Origin of the sequence: Wohlfahrtiimonas populi, from assembly GCF_002006795.1 — a bacterium.
Lineage (GTDB): Bacteria > Pseudomonadota > Gammaproteobacteria > Cardiobacteriales > Wohlfahrtiimonadaceae > Wohlfahrtiimonas > Wohlfahrtiimonas populi.
On the sequence record NZ_MVDN01000001.1, the window covers coordinates 517,042 to 533,770 of the forward strand.

Here is a 16,729-nt window from a genome sequence, read left to right on the forward strand (position 1 = left end):
CATAATTTTATAAGATCTCGCCCTGCAGCGAGATCATCTATATTAGTTGGAGAGATTGTGTGATCTTAGAAAAGATCATCCGCTGTAATGCTTTTATCGTGCTTTGTGTAATCCGTTGGGCGCTTAGCAAAGAAATCATCCAAGCTATTAGCAAAGACTTCCTCTTCAAACCAAGCCATCGGCTGATAATCTGCATGGCTAATGTGATAAATCTTATCCAAGCCGATTTTCACTAAGCTTTCATCCACGCGGAATTTCATGAAGTTCAGCAAATCATGCTTATTCACTGTTTCGATTTCGCCTTCCGAGAAGATCCAATCCAAGATTTCCCCTTCAATCTGTAATGAATGCTTCACAACGTCTCGCACATGTTCCGTCATTTCTTCATCAAAAAAATCAGAAAATTCTTTACGGATAATATTGATGATATAAATCCCAGCATTGGCATGGATTTGCTCATCCACAGAAGTCCAAGCGATGATATTACTGACATTCTTCATCCACCCTTTAAAACGTGTGAATGACAAAATAATCGCAAACTGGCTGAATAATGAAACATTCTCAATCAACAATGAGAACAGAATTAGGGAAATTACATATTTCTTACGATCTGTGCTGTTATTGGCAAATTCTAAAGCTTCTGTGAGATATTCAACGCGCGCTTTGATCACAGGCACAGTCATCAAGCTTTGGAATTCATCGTTATAATCGAGCACATCCAGCAATCTTGAATAGGCTTCAGAATGGCGGAATTCACACTCGGCAAATGTACTGCCCAATCCATTGAATTCAGGCTTAGGAAAATGGTGATACAAATTACCCCAGAATGATTTCACAGCGACTTCGATCTGTGCAATGGCAAGCAAGCTATTTTTTATGGCTGATTGTTCAGCTTTGCTTAAATGTGCGTGAAAATCCTGAGTATCTGCGGTGAAATCAACTTCACTGTGCACCCAAAATGCATTGTTAATTGCATCTGTAAATTGGTAAATGCCAGGATATTCAAAAGGCTTATAAGTCACTCGTTTATCAAAAATAGACATAATGGCTCAAAATTTAAAGTGGATCGTTCACTTATAATAGCCCATTTTAATGAGAATGATAATTATTATCTTTTATTTGAGTTGAATCTATTCAACGGAAAATTTATAAAAATATAAATAAATTCAATGAATTATATTTTTACTTAATGCACATGCACTGTACTTTTATGATAAAAACGTGAAAAAATAATCATGCTCCTGAAATGCTCCAACAATAAAATTGAACTGCATGCAATGATTGCAGAAATTGCACCAGTGACATAAGCAAGTGTGACTAAATCCATACTCATTTTAGTCATAAACTTTGCTGAAATGTATGAACTCATCACAATAGAAAGCACATACCAAATCATGATATTAAATTTATGACTTTTAAGTTTCAGAAAATGACGAATCGTTGTAGATATGAATCCAACAACAACTGCTGGCAACATGCCCAAAACCATTGAGAAGATCATCGGGATTGAAAATACATCCAACATTTTTGGATCAAAAATCGCTAATAACAACATAATGAAACACAATGATGATGGCACAACCAACGGGCTTAAAGTAAATACAGCGCACTGCCCTAAAAAGGTTAATTTTGTTGAATTCATGGCTTTCTCACTCAATGTAGAATTAATATTGAAGATTATAGAAAGCCAAGATGTGATTAATATGTAGATTGTGTGAAGATGCAGCTAATAAATGGCAGGATCAGGTTCTAAGCCTATCAATTCTCGTCCGAGAATCTGTGCACAAATATCGTAATCTGTATAAGCATGTGCTGTGATGATCGTAATATCACGAAGTAATCTTTGTAAAANAATACAGCGCACTGCCCTAAAAAGGTTAATTTTGTTGAATTCATGGCTTTCTCACTCAATGTAGAATTAATATTGAAGATTATAGAAAGCCAAGATGTGATTAATATGTAGATTGTGTGAAGATGCAGCTAATAAATGGCAGGATCAGGTTCTAAGCCTATCAATTCTCGTCCGAGAATCTGTGCACAAATATCGTAATCTGTATAAGCATGTGCTGTGATGATCGTAATATCACGAAGTAATCTTTGTAAAATGCAGTTTTCCAACAATGCAGAAGCACCTGCTGAATCCATTAATCGTTCTACCGCTTCTTTGCACATTTTCAATGCGTAAGCTTGATTCGTGCGCCAATTGATCCATGTTGTGCGGTTTGGATATTCCTTGCGAGCACTAAATTCTTTAATCTCTTGCAAGCTCGTTTCTAATAACAACCGTGCAGCTGTGATTTGATGTGTTGATTCTGCCAAGCGCATTAATGTTGGTGTAGATAAACCAACATGTGCGCCAGTATAAGCACGAATACGATTTCTCGTTTTATCCTTAAATGCTGTCAATGATGCTTCTGCAACGCCCAAACCAACCGCGGCAAATACGCTTGAGAAATATGGGCGAAATGGCGCTGAATAGATCATGCTTTCAGGATATAAACATGCACCTGAGGATTTCCCGCCCATCAAACCCATAATTGCTTCAATGCGATATTCAGGAATGAATACATTAGTCATGCGAATTGTTTTTGAGCCTGTGCCTTTTAAGCCCATTGCATACCAATCATCAATGATCTCGTAATCACCTTTTGGCACAACTGCCAATGAATAAACCTTTTGCCCTGCTGAATTAATGCGATTGCAACCGATGATCACACGATCGGCATAATCAATGCCACTGCTCCAGCCCATTTCACCATTGATGATGATTCCGCCATCCACTTCTTCCACTGTGTTCATTGGCGCAATAGTGCAAGCTGTGAAAGTATTCGTACCGTCTTTCCAGATTTCATCTTGTAACTGTTCAGAGAAATACGTCAACGTATGGTTATTGGCAGAAAATAAGCCATAAACCCAAGCTGTACTTCCGCAAGCTTTAGCTAGTTCTGTAATACAATTGGAAAATTCAGGCAGAGATAATTCATAACCACCATATTTTTTAGGAATGAATGCTTTGTGAAGCTCGATGGATTGTAGTGCTTCAATGTTTTCATGTGAAACCATGCGATTTTGCTCACATTGAGCTGAATTTTGGGCGAGAAATGGCGTGATTTCTTGGATTTTCTCCAATAAACAATCATAGTGATTCATGATGAATCATGCTCCTTTAATAAATGGATTAACCACTTACTCCCGAAGCATATATTGCCTGATTATTGGAGAATTTCAATGCTATCAGAATATCTTGTTCATATCGATGTTGTATCCTGCTGACTTTAATTCTCGTGCAAGGGAAACTTTCCATCCATCGTGATTATCATGTGGAATATAGACAATACCCGAAATATCTGAAGGATGTTCTACATTTGGCTTCACTAAAGCCGCAACCTTTTTACGCCCAAGTTTTCCAATCAAATAGCCATGTTCAAAAATAACATTCTGCCTTGCTCTTGGGGATAATTTATCCTCAGATAATCCACCAATATCACATGGTGTATATAGAATTATGCCAAAACCAACATTTGTATTCTCTTCTATTTTTTCTATTAGTGTATTTCCATTGTTTGCTTGTTCATGCAAAATAACTGGCTCTAATCCCATAGTTTGAATGAATCTTGCCACTTCATTCTTGACCCCATCGTCACGCCCATGAACTAAAAATACTTTCTGATTATCTACCACTTCATTCTCTTCAACAGTATTATTAGATATATTGAGCGAACTACACTTTAAAGATTTTATACTTTCTTTAGTAATATCAAACATATAATCACTATTCATTACATCATCACGATTATAAATAGCAAAAACACCTGATGGTAAGCCATTGTATGCACGATTCACAAGAGTATCTACAGAATCCATAGATTTAAAAACTTTTAATTTACGTATTTTTTTATAATCAATATATCTACCATCAATATAAATCTGTTTTTCCTTACTATAAGGTAATAAAACATCTTCTTTAATATCATCTAAAGACTGATTATCCGCTTCATATAAATATGAAATTTTATTTTTTTTACTAGAATCATCTATTTCAACTAAAACATGATAAAACATATCATTCTCCTAACTTCTTAATTCTTTCCACATCAACCAAATGCCCACCTGAAGCAGTCGTTTGGAGCATTGTTAACACGTCTTGTGCCATTGCTTTAAGATTTGCTAATTCCTGTGTGCAATTACGATCTTTCAGCTCTTGAATATTGGCATCTGTGATTTGTTCTAATAGCTCAATCACATCATCAGGCTCGTTATTTAAAGCTTCAATTAATTTATCTATATTCATAATTATTGCCTCGTTTTCCAATAAAAAAGGGCTAATAACAGTTAGCCCTTTTTTGATCTATTTATTCTTTAATTAAATATCAAAGATTTCATCTTCTGAATCATCGAGTACGCTGTTCAAGCGGTAGTTCGTGTTATCAGATTCTTGGTTAGCATTTTGCGTTTTGTTCAAATCCAACCAGTTATCCATCCAAACCAATGGTTTGTTTTTGATCACAGGATATGGATTATCAATGCCTAAGAAACGATACAAATCTTGTGCGTTATATAAAACCCACTCATTCAATAAAGTTTCGTTTAAACCAACAATTGAGCGGTTTTCGCTGAACAAGTATTTGTTCCAAGAGAACTCTTGCTCGATCACTTCCTTAATGATGTTTGCAGCATCATCACGGATTGTATTGAACACTTCAATCCACTCTTCATCTGCTAGCAAGATTTCCAAGATTGCTTCATCCATCATTACGTGAACTTGCTCATCTTGTGCAATTTTTTGAACCAATTTTGCAATACCTTGGAAGATATTTTGCTCTGCCAATGCGAAAGTACATGCAAATGAGCTCATGAACTCAACTTTTTCCAAGCAGTACAAAGCAACAAAACTTCTTAATACAACTTGTTTTAATTCCAAGTCATTTTTATCAATTTTGCCTAATTTGTACAAAGCGCCAAATTCAGATAATTTATCGAATGCTTCGATTACAGTTGTTGAACGATTCAATACTTCATCATTCTTCATCACTGCTTCAAATACTTCTTTAGGATCAGATAAACACTGACGAATGATTTCTGAGTATGTCAAAGCATGTAAGTTTTCAATTTCTGACTGCTTAGATAACATTACCCACAATTCGCTGTTTGTCACAAATGGTGCAAACAATGGTGCGATAGAGCGTGATGCAACAGAGTCTAATTCCCATTGGAATGCCAATGTTTTAACCATGATGTCATAGTTATTTTTAGAACAGTTGATCAAATCCATACGAGATTGCTCAAGATTCACTTCATCTTCAGTCCAATCCATTGATTTTTGTAGCTTATACAAATCAAATAGTTTTGGATAAGGTACGTTCACACTGTCATACAAACCCAATGGCTCACCTAAAACCAACGGATAACGACCTGTTTGCCACGCCGTATTATCTTGGTTAAAGATTGAAGTCATTTCATTTTTTTCCATCATAATCTCCTATAGAGTACAAGCACCGCCAGCGCAACCTTTGTCTTCCACTGTTTCGACAAATGATTCGTGGATAATGCCTGATGCGCTATTCAAGTAATAACGAGTTTTACAGCCCATTTTCATCATATAGATGTAATCTTTAAGCAACTTACTCGTTGAAATATTCGCTTCGTCTTTTAGATTCAAGTACAAGTCAGCAGAGATTGCTTGGCCTGTGAACTTCTGAATGATCGCATACATATCAATCAAATCCTTAGAATCTAAGTTCCATGCTATGTCATAGAATGGACCCAATTCTTCTAAGTCTGGTGCTAACAATAAGTTCTTATTATTGCTCGATGTTTTCATCACGCGAAGATTACGAATTGGGTAAACACCATTCGTTGTGTTTGTTAATTGGCTAGATGATTCAACTGGCATCATTGCTTCTAACACGCTGTGACGAATACCACCTTGTGCTTTGATTTCTGTACGTAATGCTTCCCAATCGAATAACAATGCTTGGTTGTGCACTTCATCCACTGCTTTACAGTAAGAATCTACAGGCAACCAACCTTCAGGATATTTAGTTTTATTGATCCAAGATGCGTTGCCTTTCTCTTTCGCTAAGCGAAGTGATGCACGGTGCAACCAATAGCTGTGGCGCTCTGCGATCTGATGAATGTAGTTTTTACCTTCATGAGATGCATAGCTTAATTTTTTTCTTGCCATTTCGTGCGCAAGGTTTGTGATGCCAACACCAATTGAACGACGCGCTTGCGCAGTTGTTTTCAATGATGGGAATGGATATTCCATCAACTCGATTACGTTATCAATCATCAATGCTGTGTAATACGCAACATCTTCATACTCATCTGCCTCAACACGACCAACAACGATTGATGCCAAGCTACATAAGCCGATTTCACCTTCAGGATTTTCAGAATATAAATCCTGAATATCACGGAATGGCTTCGTTGGTAATGCAATTTCTAAGCATAAATTGCTTGAATAAATTGTATCTTTGAATGGTGTATGACGATTCATTTCATCAATGTATGTCATATAGATACGGCCAGTTTCAGCAGATTCTGTCAATGCTTTCACTGCGATATCACGTGCTTTTACGATCTGCTTTTTGCAATCTTTAGCAAAATAACCATCATACAAACGCTTGAATAGATCATAATCATTTGCATAGAAAGCATCATATAAATCAGGTGCAACTTGATAGCTGATCAACATCCAATCTTCATTTTTTGCAACTTTTTCTACGAATAAACGGTTAGATAACAACGCATAATCAATGTCACGAATACGCTTTTGCGTTACTGTTGTTGGATTTTTCAATACCAACAAATCAAAGATTTCTGGATCTAACACGTTGTAATAGACTGTTGCACTACCACCACGGCTGGATTGCATGTTTGCATGTACAGCACTTTGAATCATGCGGTAATAAGGCAATTTACCTTGGTGAATCACGCGGCCTTGTTTAACAGGATCACCTTTTGAACGCGTCAATAAGTGCGCGCCGATACCCGCTGATGCACATGTCATCATATAAGCAATGTGATCGCCCGTTGATAAGCTATCTACATTATCTGCTGTTGTATAAACACAACAAGATGCATAGCCTTTATGTGGCGTACGCATGTTGATCAACATTGGCGTTGGCGTGTTGATCTTTAATTCGTTTAAGTAACGATATAGTTTTTTGATATCGTCCATACGACGTTCTTTCGGCTGACCTTGCATATTCTGCATCGCCATTCCCATGAACATGAACTGTGGAGATTCTAAGCAGTGACCAGTCACACGATTTTGAATCAAATACTTATCTTTCATTTGACGCAAAGTTGTGTAGTTATAGTTAATATCAATGCTATGATCAATGATGCGATCTAAATCCACTAACTCTTCTTCAGAGTAATCCATTCTTTCCCAATGACCTAAACGCATCATGTGGCTATAGAATACAGTCAATGAAGGAATTTTACGGAAACCACCGAAAGCTTCTTTATAGATAGAACCGATTAAGAAACGGCCTGCCATCTTTAAGTGATTATGATCTTCGCGCTCTACGCACGCATCAATCATCGCTTTATGCAGTTCCAAAGTTGTACAGCCATCGTAACATTTACGATAAGCTTCTAATACGATCGTACTCCAATCAACTTCATAGTGAGCAGCAAACTCGGCCCATTTATTCAATTTATCAGCGTCAAAATCCTCTCTTTCGCCACTGCTTTTTACAATGTACCGAATCATTACTATCCCTCACCCAAGTTTTACTGAAATTTAAAAATAAAAAAGCGAGAAAATCAAAAATACAAATATCAATTTTCACGCGTAGAACATTTTTCAATGTTTCTCTCGATTACTCTAGAGAAAAACAATTATAGCACTTATCTTAGAAAATGATTGTGTGAAATCTGTTCTTGATTAATATAACATCTTGATAATGCTGATTTTTATATGCAACGCTATGATAATTCTATTAACTTATATGCTAAACCAAAACTTTTAAATTTGATGCTCTAACAGAGATGTCACTACTCTATAATGAATACGATCATCAATCAACCGATGATATTTTTCAGACCAAAAATTCTCATCAATAGAAAAAATATCCCCACAAAAAGTGGGGATATTGACCTATTTTATTCAAAATAAAATTTATTTAGATGTTTGCTTTACATAGCTTGTCATCAAGTTTTGATAGTCAGAAATGTATTTTGTGAACAATGCACCTAAACCTTCCACATCATTGCGCCAATCTCTGTGTAATTCACACGCAACACCAAACCATGACATCAATTGTGCGCCTTGGCTAGACATTCGATCCCAAGCTGCATCACGAGTGATTTGATTGAATGTGCCTGAAGCATCTGTCACAACAAATACATCAAAATCCTCTGCTAAAGCGGATAATGCAGGGAAAGCTACACAAACTTCTGTCACAACGCCTGCAATGATTAACTGCTTACGGTCTGTTGCCTTGATCGCATTCACAAAATCTTCGTTATCCCAAGCATTGATTTGACCAGGGCGCGCAATGTATGGTGCATCAGGGAACATTTCAACCAATTCTGGCATCAATGGACCATTTAGACCCTCTTCAAAACTTATGGTGCAGATATTGTTGGTAAATTAAAATACTTTGCAGATTCTGCTAAAGCCAATACATTATTCTTAAATTTATCAGGGTCAATATCACGAACCAATGATAATAAACCTGCTTGATGATCTACTAATAGAACAACTGCATCATCTTTATTTAAACGAACGTAATCTTTTTTCATTGCTATTATCCTGAATTAATTGAGTTGATGGAGAATATATTAATGGCTTTCTAACATTAGATAAACAAGCAAAAATTCAATTAGCCATTCCAAATTTAGAACAATAAAAAAGCCCCTTTCAGGGCTTTTCTAACAATGAAACATTAAAATGCTAGTTTCTGCGTCACTTCTGTTTCTGCGACAATCTTTCCACCTTTAATCACTTTCAATGGTGCTGGCATGTCCAAAATTACTGAAGAAATTTTATCTGTATTCAATAATACTAAATCTGCATTTTTACCTATTGCCAAGCCGTAATCTTTCAAACCTAACGCCTTTGCAGGATTTGTCGTTAACATTGGTAATACTGTGACTTGATCATCCGCACCGCCTAAATGTGCAGCTGGAACCGCAAGCATTGAGATATGTAACAAGTTACCTGTACCATATGGTGTAAAGGCATTACGAATATTATTCGTTGCTAAGCAAACATTCACACCAGCATCACGCAATGCACGAACAGGCGTTAATGTACGGCGAACATTGTATTCATCCTTACGTGCACCTAAGTGAAGATCTGTTGCAGGTAAACACATCACACTGATATCTGCTTCCTTAATCAAAGCAATGATTTCGTCACGACGAGCAGGTTCTAATGCACCCAAGCTTGTTAAATGACCAACGTTTACTCTTCCCTGCCAACCCATTTCAATGGTTTTTTGTGCCACATAATCAATCGAAATATTTGTTGCGTTATCAGAGAAATCTTGGTGCAGATCGATATCTTTGTTGTATTTTTTCGCCAAATCAAAGACAAAATCTACATGCTCTTTTGCATCACGATCGTTGTATGGGATACCGCCCACAACATCCGCACCTTTTTCCATCGCTTCCACCATCATAGCTTCAGTACCAGGATATTTAAAAATGCCTTCTTGTGGAAATGCCACCACTTGGATATCAATGATACCTTTAAACTCATCACGCAGTTGTAATACGGCATCAAAGCCTGTAAAGCCTTGTCCTGGATCAAACTCTGCATGTGCACGCACATGTGTACTACCATTTTGTACCAATGTACGGATCACTTGGCGAGAACGCTCCATAATATCGTCATGTGTAAATGTTGGTTTTAGCTCTGCTGTTACAGCGATTGCTTCTTGCAATGTACCTGAACGATTAGCTTTACGATCCATCACAAATGCTTTTTCTAAGTGCAAATGGCTTTCCACAAAACTTGGAATCAATACATGGCCATTGCCTTGAATTTCATTGGTTGCTGTTAAAGCTGAATTAGATTCAATCGCGGTAATTTTTCCATCTTTAATCGCAACATCTACAACTGGTTTAGCATCATCAATTTTTACATTACGGATGATCATATCTACTGAATGACTCATTATATTCTCCTCTCAGACTATACAAATGCTGAAACTACTAACAATAATACGACTGCGCCCAATACGAATGGCAAGTTGCCACGAGATACTTGAATGATTGGGATTCTGAAACCTGCTGACAATGCCTGCATAGTGATGTTCACTAAACTTAACTGGCTACCAAAACCAACACCGATTGCCACCATACCGATTTGTACTGGCGTAAAACCTAAGACAACTGTGATCGGTAAAACTAACGTTAAGATTGAACCGACATAAGCACCTGCGGGCACACCGATTAAGAAACCAACTAATACTGCAACTGGCACAACTAAAGATGATGGTGCTAAGGCAACCACTGAAGCGATTGTTTTGAATGCGCCTGTTGCTTCGATCACATAGATGAATGTTAAGAATAATCCAACTGTGAATAAGCATTTCAAGATGTATTCAGAGCCACTCACCATCGCTGCAACGGATTCATTTGCACTCAAGCTACTACAGAAGTAAATCAATGCAATCGTTACAATTGTGTACATTAATGGACCAAATACTGCTGTTTCAACTAAACCTGATGCAATCAATAATTTGTTCATGCTTGGGCCAGCAATTACAGCGAACAATAAGAAGATTGCAGGTACTGTTAATTTCCAAAGCTCAGCTTTTGATTTATCCGCAAAACCATCATCAGCTTCTGCTGTAAATAGCTGCTTAGTTTTCGATGTGCCCACAAATGCGATCACAATGGATAAAACCAAGAACATTAACCAATAAGGTTGCATTGCCGCCACATATTCAGCAATTGGTGTGCCTGATAAGTCTGATACAACACTGGATTCCAATGATGCAGGAGAAGTAGTGAAGGATGCCGCTGTCGCAATTGACATGCCCGCAATTAAATAACGATTAGCACCTAACGCTGCGAATGCTAATGGCGCGATCACCATTGCGCTACCACCACCAATACCGGACATATAAGTTGCGGCTGCTTGTAGAATTACAATGAATGCTGCAACAAACTCTAAACGACCACCAATACCGCGACGAACCAATGTTAATGCCGCAGTATAACCACCTGCTCTAAATACAGCTGTTGCCACAGCAGAGTTGATGATTGGCACAGTGTTGGATAACATTTTTGGTACAGTATCCATCATGATTTTATTGGCGCCTGCTATGCCAATACCACCAATGATCATCGCCATCACACCGCCTGCTAATGCTGCAACTAACATATCCACTTGCATGAATAACAGCACCAAAATAACGATCAATGGTAATACGCTGACTAATTGATAATAAGTGGTTTCAGTATTACCTTTCACAAGGAAAGCCAACACATAACACACCAGAAGAACGGCAAATATGCCTACGGTTTTTCGATCTATACTTAGACTCATATCGTCACCTTATTATTACAAAACCTAAACAACCACTTCGAGCAACTCAGCACCCAAACATAGAGAGGATGATTGCTCGCTCCCTTATTCTTAATTGAATATTAGCCCCTATACTTCATAAGGTAAAAGTCTTATTTATGATAAGATCTATTCAAAATACTTATAGGTTAAAACTATGCATTTACGATATGTGAGATACTTTTTAGCAGTGGCTGAATCATTGAGTTTTACGCGTGCAGCAGAGATTTTACATGTCTCTCAGCCTGCATTATCACAGCATATAAAATCCTTAGAAGAAGATTTAGGTACACAACTGTTTGACAGAAGCGGTAGGCAGATTCGCTTAACAGATACTGGCGAAGTCTATTTGGAATATATCCGTAAAGCCTTTCAAGCCTTGAATGAAGGCAAACGTGCCATTCATGACATTGCAGATTTAAGCCGAGGCAATATTCGTTTAGCCGTAACGCCAACATTTATCACCTATTTTATTGGGCCTTTATCTAAGCAGTTATACGAGTTATACCCAAACATTCATTTGCAAATTCAGAGCGCAACACAAGATAAAATCGAACATATGCTATTGCATGATGAAATTGATGTGGGCATTGCGTTTGATGAAAGCCATTCACCTAATATTATTGCAGAGCCATTATTAACAGAGCGATTGGCGCTTGTAGTTTCTAATCATCATCCTTTAGCGGATCACTCATCCATTACCATTGATGAACTGCATGATTACCCATTGGTTTTGCTCAATCAAAATTTCGCAACGCGCGTGCAAATTGATGATCATTTCCGCCACATTGGCATTCATCTACAAGCGCACACTGAAGTGGATTCCATCAGTGCAATTTTAGAGATCATTCGCCAGACATCATTGGTGACGATCATTCCTGAAAATATCACTCGCCATAAGCAGGACCTCATTGCAATTCCCTTGCCTGGCGAGCAATTTGAACGAACAGCTATCTTAATGCGCCGAAAAGATGCGTGGCAATCTGTCGCTATGAAAGCCGTGATAGAGATTGCCCACAATACTGTTCAGCATGCAAAATTAACTTAAAGCAATGATGAAGTTAAACGTGCTAGTTTTTCAACAAAGCGTTTCACAGAGCCTCGTTTTTCCCACTCAATAGGATCTAAACGCACTGAGTGAGTTAAGTCTTTTGCAAATTCATCACGCATTTGCTGGCCTAACTCTTCGTCATAAATCATGCCATTCACTTCAAAGTTTAAGTTAAAACTTCTGTTATCCATATTCGCTGTGCCAATGATGCTGAATTGCCCATCAAATACAGAGGTTTTGGCATGAATAAAGCCTTTCTTATAGCGATAAATCTCAACGCCGGCAGCCATAAATGCAGAATAATAAGAGCTTGAAGCTAATTGAGTGACTAAAGAGTTCGTTTCATAAGGCACTAATAATTTAACTTTCACACCACTTAAAGCTGCATTTTTAATCGCTTCAATCACCGCTTCTGATGGCACAAAGTATGGCGTTGTAATCAAAATTTCTTCTTTTGCTAACATGATTGCACGCAAGATTGTATACATGATCATTGGGTATTTAGAATCCGGCCCACTTGCAGAAATCTGTGCGATTTTTCCATCATCTTGGCGTACATGATTTGGAAATAAAGTATTATCCACTGTGAGTTTTTCATTGGCACAGAACTGCCAATCGCCCAAGAAAATATACTGCAATGAATAGACAATTGGGCCTTCCACTCGCATGTGCATATCGCGGTGATAAACTTTAGAAGTTGGTAAGTTAATATAGTCATCACCAATATTAATGCCGCCTACAAAGCCAATTTTGCCATCCACAACAATAATTTTACGGTGATTACGATAATTTAATCGATTTGCAAATGCGACTAAAATGATCTTGCGGAAAGGATAAACCTCAACACCTGCTGCACGGAGCTCATCAGAATAGGTGCCACGAATCGCTTTACTACCAAAATCATCATAAATGAGGCGAACTTTCACGCCTTCTTTCGCTTTAGCAATCAAGATATCTTTGATTTGATTACCAATGTTGTCATTACGAATAATGTAATACTCTAAGTGAATCGTTTCTTTCGCATTTTTCAATGCTTCGATGATCACAGGGAAAGCATTTTCACCATCAATCAATACATCAATTTTATTACCAACGCTGATCTGATCTGCAAAATCATGACCAACCAATTTTGCAATGGTTTTGAATTGGCTCACAGCTTGGCTATCATGACTTAAAGCTTCGGCTGATATCTTTTTAATATAATCATCTGCTTCTTCCTCAAGGCATTTATTCATCTCGAGCTTTTTAGAGTACATCTGATTATTGCGATAATTCACGCCCAATGAGAAATAAAGAATCACACCAAACAAAGGAACAAACCAAATCAATGTTAAATAGCCAAGGGTTTTAGTCGCCCCTTCTTCGTTATTAATAATGATCACAGTCACGCTCAATATAGCTAAGAAATAGAGGATCGCAAACATCCCCATAAAGGTGCCCCAGTCTGTGATAATATCAAGAAACACTCCGTGCATTTATCTTCCTTTTTATTCAATTGTTATACTATTTCTCTTAGTATAGCGGACGGTAACAGAAAACTATGAAAAAGTATCAAACAGGCTTAATTTTTGGTAAATTTTTTCCATTGCATCCTGGGCATATTCTTATGATGGAAAAAGCATTGCAAACTGTCAATGAGCTCTACGTTTTTGTTTGTAGTGATACAGAACGTGATCAAAAGCTTTTTGAGCAAAGCCAAATGATCAAAATGCCAACAAGGGCTGAAAGAATGTCATGGTTTAAACCTTTAGCACAACAATATCCAAACCTTCACCCAATAGATTTTAATGAAGATGGTACTCCAACTTATCCTAATGGTTGGCTTGAATGGTCTAATCGTGTGAAATTAACATTAGCAGAACTCAATATTCAACCTGATGTTGTATTCAGTAGCGAGCCACAAGATGCGCCATTGTATGGTGAATATTTTGATTTGCCTGTGGAATTGTTTGATCCTGATCGTGCAAAAATTAATATATCTGCCACAAAACTTCGCAATGATCCTGAACAACATAAAGCATATCTGCTAGATTCTGTTTACCCCTATTTTTTTGAATAAAGTAATGCTATCTTCGTATATTCATTAGAAATTTACTCGACTACCAACAAAGGTTTCTCATGGATAATTTGATCCGCAATATTTTAACTGCTCGCGTCTATGATGTCGCTGAGCGTACTTCTCTTGATTTCATGCCACGTTTATCTAAAAATCTGAATACCAACATTTGGATTAAGCGTGAAGATACTCAGCCTGTTTTCTCTTTCAAAATTCGTGGCGCTTATAACTGTATTTATCAGTTGAATACAGAAGCTCGTCGTAAAGGTGTGATTTGTGTCTCTGCGGGCAATCATGCACAAGGCGTTGCGTTAAGTGGTCAAGCTCTCGGTATTGATACAACAATCGTGATGCCAATTACAGCACCTGCTTTAAAAGTTCAAGCATGCCAAGCGCGTGGTGCAAACGTTGTACTTTACGGAGACAACTTTGATGATGCCAGCGAATATGCATTACGTTTAGCTAATGAAAGTGGCAAAACATTCATTCATCCTTTCAATGATTGGAGCGTAATCGCAGGCCAAGGCACAATCGGCAAAGAGATGATTGAGCAACAACCTGACTTAGATGCTATTTTCGTGCCAGTTGGCGGCGGTGGTTTAATTGCAGGTGTTGCATCTTACATTAAATTCATTGCACCACATTGCAAAGTGATTGGTGTAGAACCTGTTGAATCAGCTTCAATGAAAGAAGCATTACTTAAAAATGAGCGCATCAAATTAAAACAAGTGGGCACATTTGCGGATGGCACAGCAGTTAAACAAATTGGTGAAAATCCTTTTGAAATTGCTAAAACATTAGTGGATGATATTATTTGTGTCACAACAGATGAAATCTGTGCTGCGATGAAAGATATCTTTGAAGATACACGCGCAATCACAGAACCATCAGGCGCTTTGGGTGTTGCAGGCATTAAAAAATACTTGGCAGAAAACCCTGAATGCAAATTTAAAAATATTGGCAATGTTTTAAGTGGCGCAAACATCAACTTTGACCGCCTACAATATGTTGCAGAGCGCACAGAATTGGGTGAAGGCAAAGAAGCTTTGTTAGCAGTAACGATTCAAGAAGAACCTGGTAGCTTCTTAAACTTCGTGAATGTGATTGGTCAGCGCCATATCACAGAGTTTAACTATCGTTATTCAACAGATCGCCAAGCGATTGTTTATGTAGGTATTCATTTACAACATGGTAAAACTGAAAAAGAAGAAGTGATTAAAGCACTAGAATCGCACAAATTGGCTGTGACTGATCTGAGCGATAATGAACTGGCTAAATTGCATATTCGCCATATGGTTGGTGGTAAAAAGCCTCGCACCATTAAGCATGAACGCTTACTTCGCATCATTTTCCCACAGCAACCAAATGCACTATTCAAATTCTTAACCACATTGAATATTCAGCTGAATATCACGTTATTCCATTATCGTAATCACGGCTCAGATTATGGTCGCGCATTAGTTGGCATCAATGTTCCACCAGAAAGTGAAGCATTCTTCCAAGAGTTCCTATCTCAACTTGGCTACGATTATATTGAAGAAACTGATAATCCAGCTTATGAGCTATTTCTATAAGGAATCCTATGCTTCAGCCAATACTATCACTTCGCACGAACAACTTTAGCGATCCTAAAATCATCAAAAAAGTTACGGATCTTTGGGCAAAAGCACTCAAAACACTTACTGATCATCATGGCAGCATTTACGGTGTTTATCACAATTATGACAGTAATTATCAAGGTGATTATGATTTATCCATTTCAATTACGACTGAGCAATTGCAAGATAATACAATCACTTTAGGTCATAACTATCGTGAGTTTCCCATTGCATTGAATCAACCCAGCAGTATTGTGGAAGTTTGGCAAAATATCTGGCAAATGGAAAAAAATGGTGAACTAGATCGTCAATATGATGCAGATTATGAAGAGTATCGTTCGGATGGCAAAGTTTCTATTTTCATTAGTTTAAAATCCTAGATTTAAATTATGGCCTTCTCGCTTACAGCGAGAAGGCTTTTCAATCAATATTTCGCAAACTTTGAAAGACGATGAAATCATTCATCAGATCATTCTATAATTGATAATCGT

General features: G+C 37.5%; 14 protein-coding genes and 2 pseudogenes. 4 read left to right on the plus strand and 12 right to left on the minus strand.

Annotated elements, in window-relative coordinates:
* Positions 1-65: 65 nt before the first annotated feature.
* From BZK16_RS02620 to BZK16_RS02665, 11 genes and pseudogenes are all read right to left on the minus strand, one after another.
* The gene (locus BZK16_RS02620) at positions 66-1,043 is read right to left on the minus strand and encodes a ribonucleotide-diphosphate reductase subunit beta (protein WP_077927324.1); all 978 of its coding nucleotides are present in this window, start codon (positions 1,041-1,043) and stop codon (positions 66-68) included.
* 143 nt (positions 1,044-1,186) lie between these two features.
* A complete protein-coding gene (locus tag BZK16_RS02625; RefSeq protein ID WP_077927325.1) occupies positions 1,187-1,642 on the minus strand; it encodes a hypothetical protein in 456 nt (151 codons plus the stop codon).
* An 84-nt stretch (positions 1,643-1,726) separates the two neighbouring features.
* Positions 1,727-1,849, minus strand: a pseudogene (locus tag BZK16_RS14835) (p-hydroxyphenylacetate 3-hydroxylase oxygenase component); the annotation flags it as partial.
* 131 nt (positions 1,850-1,980) lie between these two features.
* The gene (locus tag BZK16_RS02630) at positions 1,981-3,150 is read right to left on the minus strand and encodes an acyl-CoA dehydrogenase family protein (RefSeq protein WP_077927326.1); all 1,170 of its coding nucleotides are present in this window, start codon (positions 3,148-3,150) and stop codon (positions 1,981-1,983) included.
* A gap of 84 nt (positions 3,151-3,234) precedes the next feature.
* Complete coding sequence (locus BZK16_RS02635; RefSeq protein WP_077927327.1) at positions 3,235-4,062, minus strand: TIR domain-containing protein; 828 nt, start codon at positions 4,060-4,062, stop codon at positions 3,235-3,237.
* A gap of 1 nt (position 4,063) precedes the next feature.
* Positions 4,064-4,291, minus strand: a complete 228-nt coding sequence (locus BZK16_RS02640) for a hypothetical protein (protein ID WP_077927328.1) — start codon at positions 4,289-4,291, stop codon at positions 4,064-4,066.
* Positions 4,292-4,363: 72 nt separating this feature from the next.
* A complete protein-coding gene (locus tag BZK16_RS02645) occupies positions 4,364-5,470 on the minus strand; it encodes a ribonucleotide-diphosphate reductase subunit beta (RefSeq protein ID WP_077927329.1) in 1,107 nt (368 codons plus the stop codon).
* A 9-nt stretch (positions 5,471-5,479) separates the two neighbouring features.
* Positions 5,480-7,723: a ribonucleoside-diphosphate reductase subunit alpha gene (locus BZK16_RS02650; protein ID WP_077927330.1), complete on the minus strand. Its 2,244-nt coding sequence runs from the start codon at positions 7,721-7,723 to the stop codon at positions 5,480-5,482.
* A gap of 408 nt (positions 7,724-8,131) precedes the next feature.
* Positions 8,132-8,757, minus strand: a pseudogene (ycaC, locus tag BZK16_RS02655) (isochorismate family cysteine hydrolase YcaC).
* A 143-nt stretch (positions 8,758-8,900) separates the two neighbouring features.
* The gene (locus tag BZK16_RS02660) at positions 8,901-10,136 is read right to left on the minus strand and encodes an amidohydrolase family protein (RefSeq protein ID WP_077927331.1); all 1,236 of its coding nucleotides are present in this window, start codon (positions 10,134-10,136) and stop codon (positions 8,901-8,903) included.
* A gap of 17 nt (positions 10,137-10,153) precedes the next feature.
* Positions 10,154-11,362: a citrate transporter gene (locus BZK16_RS02665; RefSeq protein ID WP_096777490.1), complete on the minus strand. Its 1,209-nt coding sequence runs from the start codon at positions 11,360-11,362 to the stop codon at positions 10,154-10,156.
* Between the two features lie 328 nt (positions 11,363-11,690).
* Between BZK16_RS02665 and cynR the strand changes: the two genes are divergently transcribed.
* Positions 11,691-12,581, plus strand: a complete 891-nt coding sequence (cynR, locus tag BZK16_RS02670; RefSeq protein WP_077927332.1) for a transcriptional regulator CynR — start codon at positions 11,691-11,693, stop codon at positions 12,579-12,581.
* Here the strand turns inward: cynR and cls are convergent.
* Positions 12,578-14,059 (minus strand): cardiolipin synthase, encoded by a 1,482-nt coding sequence (gene cls / locus BZK16_RS02675; RefSeq protein ID WP_077927333.1) that lies wholly within the window; start codon positions 14,057-14,059, stop codon positions 12,578-12,580. The genes cynR and cls overlap by 4 nt on opposite strands.
* A gap of 65 nt (positions 14,060-14,124) precedes the next feature.
* Here cls and BZK16_RS02680 point away from each other — a divergent pair, with 65 nt between their 5' ends.
* Genes BZK16_RS02680 through BZK16_RS02690 form a run of 3 tightly spaced genes read left to right on the plus strand, consistent with a single transcriptional unit; the run spans position 14,125 to position 16,618 of the window.
* Positions 14,125-14,643, plus strand: coding sequence for an adenylyltransferase/cytidyltransferase family protein (locus tag BZK16_RS02680; protein ID WP_077927334.1), 519 nt, complete (start codon positions 14,125-14,127; stop codon positions 14,641-14,643).
* Positions 14,644-14,702: 59 nt separating this feature from the next.
* Positions 14,703-16,214 (plus strand): threonine ammonia-lyase, biosynthetic, encoded by a 1,512-nt coding sequence (gene ilvA / locus BZK16_RS02685; protein ID WP_077927335.1) that lies wholly within the window; start codon positions 14,703-14,705, stop codon positions 16,212-16,214.
* 8 nt (positions 16,215-16,222) lie between these two features.
* Positions 16,223-16,618 carry an effector binding domain-containing protein gene (locus BZK16_RS02690; protein WP_077927336.1) on the plus strand — a complete coding sequence of 132 codons (396 nt, stop codon included), beginning with the start codon at positions 16,223-16,225 and terminating at the stop codon, positions 16,616-16,618.
* Positions 16,619-16,729: the final 111 nt, after the last annotated feature.